The organism is Gilliamella sp. Imp1-1, assembly GCF_001690415.1.
GTDB lineage: Bacteria > Pseudomonadota > Gammaproteobacteria > Enterobacterales > Orbaceae > Gilliamella > Gilliamella bombi.
The window spans coordinates 1-1,030 of record NZ_LZHK01000115.1 but is presented as its reverse complement, the minus strand read 5'-3'; the positions used below and the strand labels follow the sequence as shown (position 1 = coordinate 1,030).

Annotated in this window: 3 protein-coding genes; 1 reads left to right on the top strand and 2 read right to left on the bottom strand. The window is 35.6% G+C overall.

What is annotated here, in order from left to right; translation table 11 throughout:
- Both A9G38_RS09680 and A9G38_RS09675 read right to left on the bottom strand, forming a co-directional pair.
- A partial coding sequence (locus A9G38_RS09680) for a transposase (RefSeq protein WP_141671686.1) occupies window positions 1–177 on the bottom strand: 177 nt, incomplete at its 3' end.
- Window positions 174–794, bottom strand: a complete 621-nt coding sequence (locus A9G38_RS09675; protein WP_065623257.1) for a hypothetical protein — start codon at window positions 792–794, stop codon at window positions 174–176. The genes A9G38_RS09675 and A9G38_RS09680, both read right to left, overlap by 4 nt.
- Before the next feature lie 108 nt (window positions 795–902).
- Between A9G38_RS09675 and A9G38_RS12950 the strand changes: the two genes are divergently transcribed.
- Window positions 903–1,030 (top strand): helix-turn-helix domain-containing protein (locus A9G38_RS12950; protein WP_141671666.1); only part of this gene is annotated, 128 nt, incomplete at its 3' end.

Here is a 1,030-nt window from a genome sequence, read left to right as displayed (position 1 = left end):
TTTTGTTTTAAATGAGCCGCTTTGGCTTGCTTGCGTTATCCAACGGTCCAAAGCTGATGGTGTCAAATCATATTCGGCAACGATTTCACTACGTGATTTACCATGTTGATAAAGACTGACCATTTGCTGTTTAAAATCATCTGTGAATGTTCGTCTTTTGCGTTTAATCTTATTCATATTTGTTCCTTTTTTAGTTGTGATAAGTTTACCTTACCCCTTAAAAAAGTTGTATGATTTAGTGTAGCCGATCCATTCCAAGTTGCAGTTAACGTACCACCGACGGTAAAATTATCAGTAATTGAAGCATCACCATCATCATCCGCCACTTGCAAGTTAGAAATTGTATGTGCTTGTCCATCAGCAGTAACCAAAGCAATAACATCTGAAAACTTTGTGCCAAAAGGGACTGTTAACGGTTTACCTCCATTGGAGATTGAATCATTAACTCCAATTTGTATTAGTTCGCCAGTGCTTTCTTGACTTGGCATCATAAAACCTAGCAACTCATCTAAATTTTTTAGTTTATTACCGACTTGATCATTCTGAGACGTTTTAAATTGTAGATAAGGCGCACTCCCTTCAATCACCTTTGTTGTGGTTGCGGATAAGGCAATAACATTACCCGATATCATTATACCCAACGTAGCAATTATAGTTCCATAAGCATAATGTTTGACATGTAAACTTGACGATATAATTCGTAAAATTTGGCCAAAAAACTTAGCTATTTTTAAAATAAACATTCGAGGTTGTTCAAAAGCTAACTTATTGCTTTTGTATATTTTATTATTCATAACTTCCTGGATTCAAACATGAAGTGCAATTTTAAACACGGTGGAGTGAAGAAAGTAGAAAGGTGATTTATACTAGCACCTTCGCACCACCACAGTTTGGAGATTGCTATGTATTATAATCACCTTTCTAGGAAGGAAAGATACCAGATTTTCGTATTATTACAAGCCGGAAAGAATAAAAAAGAGATAGCCCAGCTACTCAATAGACATCCTTCGACAATAAGTCGAGAGATAAA

What these genes read in the sequence shown, in the direction of transcription:
- A9G38_RS09675 (WP_065623257.1), bottom strand. Translation starts at nt 794, where the DNA reads ATGAATAATAAAATATACAAAAGCAATAAGTTAGCTTTTGAACAACCT.